Genomic DNA, 7,296 nt, shown 5'->3' with positions numbered 1-7,296 from the left:
GTGGTGGAACGGGCGGGTGGTGGGCGGGTGGGCTCAGCGCAGGGACGGGGAGATCGTCTGGCGGTTGCTGGAGGAGTTGGGGCGCGTGGAGCGGCGGGCCGTGGAAGCGGCGGTGGCGGTGGAGTCGGAGCGGCTGCGGGGGTGGGTGGGGGCGGCTCGGGTGACGCCTCGGTTCCGGACGCCGCTGGAGCGGGAGTTGTCGGCGTAGGGCCGGCGGGAGGGTGCCCCGACAGGGCGGTCAGGGCACCCGGCGCACGGCTTACCTGGAGTACCTCATGAGCGCCCGCACCATGTGGCACGTCGTGTCCGACGGCGGGTGGACGCCGATCGTCTCGGCGGTGCTCCGGATCGTCTCGTTGCGGGCCTGGTTGGGCATGTAGACGCCCGTGTCGAGGAGGGCTATCGCGAGGCGCAGGGCCTTGAGGCGGCGGTTGTGGGTGATGTACCACTCGCGCGGACGGCCCGGCGGCAGCGGCCGCTTCTCCACGGGCGCGTACGGCAGGTCGAGCAGCACCGGGTGCTGCGCGGTGGACTGGGTGGGCAGCGGCTTGCGGGCCGACTTCTGCTTCAGTGCGGCAGCGGGCACAGGCATCCTCCTGTCGCGGTGGAGCGCCGGCCGGGTTGTCCGGCGACGCTCTCGAACACTGCTTACAGTTTACTGCCCGGCACTGACAATCTGGGGGTGTGAGCGTTCGCTGAAATGGCCTGGTCAGCAACGAAATTGTTGCCGTGTCACGGCGGGGTCGTGAGGTGTGGTTGAGGTGGCGAGAAATTCGAACAACGGTCGGCTCGGGAGGGTGGCCGACGGCCCGGTCGGGGGTCGGTCCGGGTGGCTCGGGATACCGTGAGCGGCATGGAGATCTGGATCAACCCGGCCTGTTCCAAGTGCCGTAGCGCCCTGACGCTGCTCGACGCCGAAGGGGCCGAGTACACCGTCCGCCGCTATCTGGAGGACGTGCCGAGCGAGGACGAGATCCGGGAGGTGCTCGACCGGCTGGGGCTGGAGCCGTGGGACATCACCCGGACCCAGGAGGCCGAGGCCAAGGAGCTCGGCGTCAAGGAGTGGGCCCGGGACGCGGGTTCGCGGGAGCGGTGGGTGAGGGCGCTGGCCGAGCATCCGAAGCTGATCCAGCGGCCGATCATCACGGCGCAGGACGGTACGGCCGTGGTGGCGCGCAGCGAGGACGCCGTACGGGACGCGCTGTCGCGCGAGGGCGACTGAGGGCCCTTCAGGGCGGGTGTGACGTAGGTTACTTGAGCGGACTCCTATGACCACTGAGTAACTTCGTTCGGTATCTCGTACATAGCGGCGTACGCTCCCCTACCTCTTCAGGAGGCGCGCATGTCGCGTAGGAGAACTGTCAGTACGAAGAAAAAGCTCGCGCTGCTGCTGAGTGCGGCGACGGTGGCGGGAGGCGGTGCCTTCGTCATGGCGAGCACCTCGAACGCCTCGCAGACACCGACGGTCAAGTCCGCCGCGGACTCGAGTGTCTGCCAGGGGCTCGCCACCGCGCTCGGCAACAACCAGCGGTTCATCGAGGGGCAGCGAGCCAATCCCGACGCTCAGTCCGAGGCGCGGATCGCCAACCGCGAGGCCGTGATCGCGCAGATCGAGGTTCAGCAGGAGGCGTCCGGGTGTGTCGCCGGGGAGTCGGCTCAGGACTCCCAGGCTTCACAGCCGGCAGCGCCGAGTGCTCCGGCGGGAGGTGCCCAGGACGCCGGGGACGCGGGGGACGCCGGAAATGCGGGGAACTCGGGGGACGACGGCGGCGGTGCCGCGGCCTCGGGGCAGCAGGTCTGCAACGGGTCGACCGTCACGCTGTCCGGTGAGGGCGGGGCGCCGGCCGCTTCCAGCAACCAGTTCCCGGCCGGTACGAAGCTGAAGGTCACCAACCTGGACAACAACAAGTCCACGACGGTGGAGGTCACCTCGGTCTCCGGCAGCTGCGTGCTGCTCAACAACGCGGCGTTCGAGCAGGTGCGGGAGGCCGGCAAGTTCCTGATCCGGCGGGCGGTGATCGAGAAGGTGGGGTGAGGCTTCGGTAGCCACGTCGTACGTGTCAGGGGTCCCGCCGCCCGCGGCCACGGGTGACGGGACCCCGCTGGTGCGCGGGTTGGCGTGAAGCTCGCCACACCATCGGCCGGTAACACGGGGTTCACATTCGGGCAATGATCGGGAAATCGCCTGTTGACAGGCTCGCGGGCATCAGTGCGGCGCCTCAGTGCCGCTGCGCCGCAGCACCCGCAAGTGCGCCTAGACCCACCCCCGAAGGATGTGGCCCGTGACCTTCAAGGCTGAGTACATCTGGATCGACGGCACCGAGCCGACGGCCAAGCTTCGTTCCAAGACGAAGATCATGGCGGGTTCCCCCGCCGGTGTCGACTCGCTGCCGATCTGGGGCTTCGACGGGTCCTCCACGAACCAGGCCGAGGGGCACGCCTCGGACTGCGTGCTCAAGCCGGTCTTCTCCTGCCCCGACCCGATCCGCGGCGGCGACGACATCCTGGTGCTGTGCGAGGTCCTCAACATCGACCTCACCCCGCACGCCAGCAACACCCGCGCCGCGCTCGCCGAGGTGGCGGAGAAGTTCGCCGCCCAGGAGCCGATCTTCGGTATCGAGCAGGAGTACACGTTCTTCCAGGACGGTTACCCGCTCGGCTTCCCCAAGGGCGGCTTCCCGGCCCCGCAGGGCGGCTACTACTGCGGTGTCGGCGCCGACGAGATCTTCGGCCGTGAGGTCGTCGAGGCGCACCTGGACAACTGCCTGGAGGCCGGTCTGGGTCTGTCCGGCATCAACGCCGAGGTCATGCCCGGCCAGTGGGAGTTCCAGGTCGGCCCGCTGGCGCCGCTGGAGGTCTCGGACCAGCTGTGGGTGGCCCGCTGGCTGCTCTACCGCACCGCCGAGGACTTCGGTGTCTCCGCGACGCTGGACCCGAAGCCGGTGAAGGGCGACTGGAACGGTGCCGGTGCGCACACGAACTTCTCGACGAAGGCGATGCGCGAGGGCTACGACGCGATCATCACCGCGGCCGAGTCGCTCGGCGAGGGCTCCAAGCCGCTCGACCACGTCAAGAACTACGGCGCCGGCATCGACGACCGCCTGACCGGTCTGCACGAGACCGCCCCGTGGAACGAGTACTCCTACGGCGTCTCCAACCGCGGCGCCTCCGTGCGTATCCCGTGGCAGGTCGAGAAGGACGGCAAGGGTTACATCGAGGACCGCCGTCCGAACGCCAACGTCGACCCGTACGTGGTGACGCGTCTGCTCGTCGACACGTGCTGCTCCGCGCTGGAGAAGGCCGGCCAGGTCTGATCCGCCCGGCTCCCGCCTTCCGCAAAGGGGCGTCCACCGTCGCGGTGGGCGCCCCTTTGCCATGTGATGACCGAGTCGGCGTCCGAGCAGTGAGAGGAGGCTCCTTTCCATGAGCGGTGTCTGCTTCAATGGGGGCATGGCCAGCTTCCAGAAGTACTCCGCGACAGGTCGCCATGACCTCGAGCCCTTCTGGCCTTCCCGTCAGCACCACGACTTCGACCGGGTGTGTTGCCGCGCGTGAACGCGCGGGCCCTGTAAAGCCGTAACCTCCCGGCCTTCGGCCAGCGCGCAACGACGTACGTCTCCCACGGACCTCTCGCGCGAAAAGAGCTGACCTCTCATGGCGACCACTCGTTCCCTCTCCACCGCCCCCACCCTCACCTCCCCGACCGGTGCCCGGCATCATCTGCGCGCCGTGGACCGGGACGAGGTGATCGACGTGGCGGACCTGCTGCCGCCGGGTGCCACCTGGCTGCCCGCTCCCCCGCACTCCCTGCCCACGCTGCCGGGTCAGCCGCCGATGATCGGCTACCTGGTGCTCGTCCCGGCCGACCAGCAGCCGCCGGTCGCGGCGCCCGTCGGCGCGGCGGGCGATCCGCTCGTCACCGTCGACACCGTGCGGCGCACCGCCGCCGTCGAGGGGCGTGAACTCGACCTCACCTACCTGGAGTTCGAGCTGCTCGCCCATCTCGTGGCCCACCCGCATCGCGTGCACACCCGCGACCAGCTGGTCACCACGGTGTGGGGCTACGGGCATGTGGGCGACGGCCGTACCGTCGACGTCCACATCGCCCGGCTGCGCCACAAGCTGGGCGCCGAGCACCGGGACACGATCCGGACCGTGCGGCGGGTCGGCTACAAGTACACCCCGCCGGTCGGCCGCTGATCCCGTCCTCTGCTGACGGCAGAGTCCCATTCCGTCCGGGCCCCGCGGCGTGCAGAGTCGTCGGTATGAGGCTTCTGATTCTGGGTGGTACGGAGTTCGCGGGGCGGGCCGTCGTGGAGGCGGCCCTCGGGCGCGGCTGGGAGGTGACCGTCTTCAACCGGGGGCGGCACGAACCCCCGGCCGGGGTGCGGTCGTTGCACGGTGACCGCACCTCGCCCGACGGGCTGGCCGCCCTCGCGGCGGAGGGCGACTTCGACGCCGTCGTCGACACCTGGTCGGCGGCGCCCCGTGCGGTACGGGACTCGGCGCGGCTGCTGCGGGGCCGCGCCGGGCGGTATGTGTATGTGTCGAGCATCTCGGTGTACGAGTGGGCCCCGCCCGCGGGGTTCGGCGAGGACGCGCCGGTGGTGACGGGCGCCGAGCCCGGCGCGGAGCAGACCGAGTACGCGCAGGACAAGCTGGGCGCCGAACTCGCCGTCGTCGAGGAGTTCGGGGACCAGGACTCCGTGCTCGTGCGGGCCGGGCTGCTCCTCGGGCCGTACGAGAACGTCGGCCGGCTGCCGTGGTGGCTGGGCCGGATCGCCCGCGGCGGACCCGTGCTGGCCCCGGGGCCACGGGATCTGCCGCTCCAGTACGCCGACGTCCGTGATCTCGCGGAGTGGACGCTGGGGGCGGTGGAGCAGGAGCTGAGCGGCCCGTACAACCTCGTCAGCTCGCAGGGACACGCCACCATGGGCAGTCTGCTCGACGCCTGTGTCGCGACCGTCGGTGGTACGGCGGAACTGCGGTGGACCGAGCCCGAGGTGATCCTCGACGCGGGCATCGAGCCGTGGACCCAGCTGCCGGTGTGGGTGCCGCCGGGCAGCGATCTGCATGACGCCCTGCACAGCGCGGACGTGTCCCGGGCACTGGCGACCGGGCTGCGCTGCCGGCCCGTCGAGGAGACCGTCGCCGACACCTGGCGGTGGCTGACGGACATCGGCGGCACGGCGCCCATGCGGCCGGACCGGACGTCGAAGGGGCTCGATCCGGAGGTGGAGGCGAAGGTGCTGGCAGGCCTGGGGGGTGTAGCTGACACCACCTCCTGATCGGGGGTCCGGCCCCCGTGACCGGCGTCGCTGCCCTCGGCAAGACTGGCGTCATGACCAACGACACGAAAAGCGGCGGGAGTTCGAGGGCACGGGGCATGGGGGTCGCGGCGCTGCGGGGGCTGGCGCTGGCTCTCGTCGCGCTGCCGGGGTCCGTCCTCTGCTTCGCCCTGACCCTCGTGTCCCTCGCGCTCATCCCCATCGGCCTCGGCCTCGTGACGACGCCGTGGGTACTGACGGGGGTGCGGGCGTACGCCGACTGGCGGCGGGTGCTGGCGGCCGAGTGGGGCGGGGTGCGGATTCCCCGGGCCTACCGGCCGTTTCCGTCGCCGTCGCCGTCGCCGTGGGGCGCCAACCCGTGGACGCGGACCTTCGGGATGCTGCGCGACCCGGCGACCTGGCGGGATCTGCGGTGGCTGCCGGTCGACATGACGGCGGGGTTCGTCACCGCGCTGCTGCCGGCCGTGCTGCTCCTCTATCCGCTGGAGGGGTTGGCGATCACGGCGGGGCTGTGGCGGGTCTTCGCGGATCCGATGGGCGGCACCTACTGGTACGGCTTCGTGCCGGTCACGGATCAGGCGACCGCGTTCGGCGCCGGCGCGCTGGCCCTCGTCCTGCTCTTCTTCGCGCACTTCCTCACCGTGCCTCTGCTCCAGGTCCACTTCCGGCTCACCGGGGCCGTCCTCGGCTCCAGCCAGGGCGAACTGGCGGAGCGCGTACGGGTGCTGACCGAGACCCGGCGGGACGCCGTCGACACCTCCGCCGCCGAACTGCGCCGTATCGAGCGCGACCTGCACGACGGGGCGCAGGCCCGGCTGGTGGCGATGGGCATGGACCTCGGCACCGTCGAGATGCTGCTCGACAAGGACCCGGAGAAGGCCAGGCAGCTCCTCGCCCAGGCCCGCCAGTCCTCCGCCGACGCCCTCGCCGAACTGCGGGACCTGGTGCGCGGCATCCACCCGCCCGTGCTCGCCGAGCGCGGACTGGGCGACGCCGTAAGGGCGTTGGCCCTGCGACTGCCGGTGGCGACCGAGGTGACCGTGGAGCTGCCCGGGAGGGCGGAGGAGCCGGTGGAGTCGGCGGCGTACTTCGCGGTCAGCGAGGTGCTGACCAACGCCGTCAAGCACGCGGACGCCGACCGGATCTGGATCGACCTGCACCACACCGGTGAGATGCTGCGCATCACCGTCACCGACAACGGCAAGGGCGGCGCGCTGATCGGGGCCGGTTCGGGGCTGGCCGGAGTCGAGCGGCGACTGGGTACATTCGACGGCGTCCTGGCCGTCGGCTCTCCCGCGGGCGGTCCCACCATGGTCACCATGGAGATTCCTTGCGCGTTGTCCTAGCCGAAGACCTGTTCCTGCTGCGCGACGGACTCGTCCGGCTTCTTCAGGCCTACGACTTCGAGATCGCGGCGGCCGTCGAGACCGGCCCCGAGCTGGCGCGGGCGCTGGCCGAGCTGGAGCCGGACGTCGCCGTCGTCGACGTACGTCTGCCGCCGACCCACACCGACGAGGGGTTGCAGTGCGCGCTGGAGGCCCGTCGCCGGAAGCCGGGGCTGCCGGTGCTGGTGCTGTCCCAGCATGTGGAGCAGCTGTACGCGCGGGAGTTGCTGGCCGACGGCAGTGGCGGGGTGGGGTATCTGCTGAAGGACCGGGTGTTCGACGCGGACCAGTTCGTGGACGCCGTACGGCGGGTCGCGGCGGGCGGCACCGCGATGGACCCGCAGGTGATCCACCAGCTGCTGACCCGGCGCGCGGCCGACGACCAGCCGCTGGCCCGGCTCACGCCCCGGGAGACGGAGGTGCTGGAGCTGATGGCGCAGGGGCGGACGAACGCGGCCATCGCCGACCGGCTCGTCGTCACGGAACGGGCCATCGCCAAGCACACCGCCAATATCTTCGCCAAACTGGGCCTGGAGGTGTCGGACGACGACAACCGTCGCGTGCTGGCGGTTCTCGCGTATCTCGACCACGGCCGGTGAAAACGGACCCGGCCATTCACGCGT

The 7,296-nt window shown here is 70.9% G+C and carries 8 protein-coding genes and 1 pseudogene; 8 read left to right on the top strand and 1 reads right to left on the bottom strand.

The genetic code is table 11. The features are described 5' to 3' along the window. Positions 1-208 (top strand): annotated as a pseudogene (locus tag KUM44_RS26565) (winged helix DNA-binding domain-containing protein); the annotation flags it as partial. A gap of 51 nt (positions 209-259) precedes the next feature. Here the strand turns inward: KUM44_RS26565 and KUM44_RS26560 are convergent. Further along, on the bottom strand, positions 260-586 hold the full coding sequence (locus KUM44_RS26560) for a hypothetical protein (protein ID WP_217211750.1): 327 nt from the start codon (positions 584-586) through the stop codon (positions 260-262). A gap of 267 nt (positions 587-853) precedes the next feature. Between KUM44_RS26560 and KUM44_RS26555 the strand changes: the two genes are divergently transcribed. From KUM44_RS26555 to KUM44_RS26525, 7 genes are all read left to right on the top strand, one after another. Then, positions 854-1,222 carry an arsenate reductase family protein gene (locus tag KUM44_RS26555; RefSeq protein WP_217211748.1) on the top strand — a complete coding sequence of 123 codons (369 nt, stop codon included), beginning with the start codon at positions 854-856 and terminating at the stop codon, positions 1,220-1,222. A gap of 120 nt (positions 1,223-1,342) precedes the next feature. Beyond that, the gene (locus KUM44_RS26550) at positions 1,343-2,035 is read left to right on the top strand and encodes a septal ring lytic transglycosylase RlpA family protein (protein WP_217211746.1); all 693 of its coding nucleotides are present in this window, start codon (positions 1,343-1,345) and stop codon (positions 2,033-2,035) included. A 247-nt stretch (positions 2,036-2,282) separates the two neighbouring features. Continuing rightward, the gene (gene glnII, locus KUM44_RS26545; protein ID WP_217211744.1) at positions 2,283-3,314 is read left to right on the top strand and encodes a glutamine synthetase; all 1,032 of its coding nucleotides are present in this window, start codon (positions 2,283-2,285) and stop codon (positions 3,312-3,314) included. Positions 3,315-3,654: 340 nt separating this feature from the next. Then, on the top strand, positions 3,655-4,200 hold the full coding sequence (locus KUM44_RS26540) for a winged helix-turn-helix domain-containing protein (RefSeq protein ID WP_217211742.1): 546 nt from the start codon (positions 3,655-3,657) through the stop codon (positions 4,198-4,200). Between the two features lie 65 nt (positions 4,201-4,265). Next, the gene (locus KUM44_RS26535; protein WP_217211740.1) at positions 4,266-5,288 is read left to right on the top strand and encodes an SDR family oxidoreductase; all 1,023 of its coding nucleotides are present in this window, start codon (positions 4,266-4,268) and stop codon (positions 5,286-5,288) included. Between the two features lie 53 nt (positions 5,289-5,341). Next, positions 5,342-6,634 (top strand): sensor histidine kinase, encoded by a 1,293-nt coding sequence (locus KUM44_RS26530; protein WP_217211738.1) that lies wholly within the window; start codon positions 5,342-5,344, stop codon positions 6,632-6,634. Continuing rightward, on the top strand, positions 6,619-7,272 hold the full coding sequence (locus KUM44_RS26525; RefSeq protein WP_217211736.1) for a response regulator transcription factor: 654 nt from the start codon (positions 6,619-6,621) through the stop codon (positions 7,270-7,272). The genes KUM44_RS26530 and KUM44_RS26525 overlap by 16 nt, the downstream gene beginning before the upstream one ends. Positions 7,273-7,296 lie beyond the last annotated feature (24 nt).

The sequence above is a fragment of the Streptomyces sp. AC550_RSS872 genome, assembly GCF_019049285.1.
Taxonomy (GTDB): Bacteria; Actinomycetota; Actinomycetes; order Streptomycetales; family Streptomycetaceae; genus Streptomyces.
Note: the sequence above shows the minus strand (reverse complement) of the source record. Positions and strands in the feature narration are given on the sequence as shown.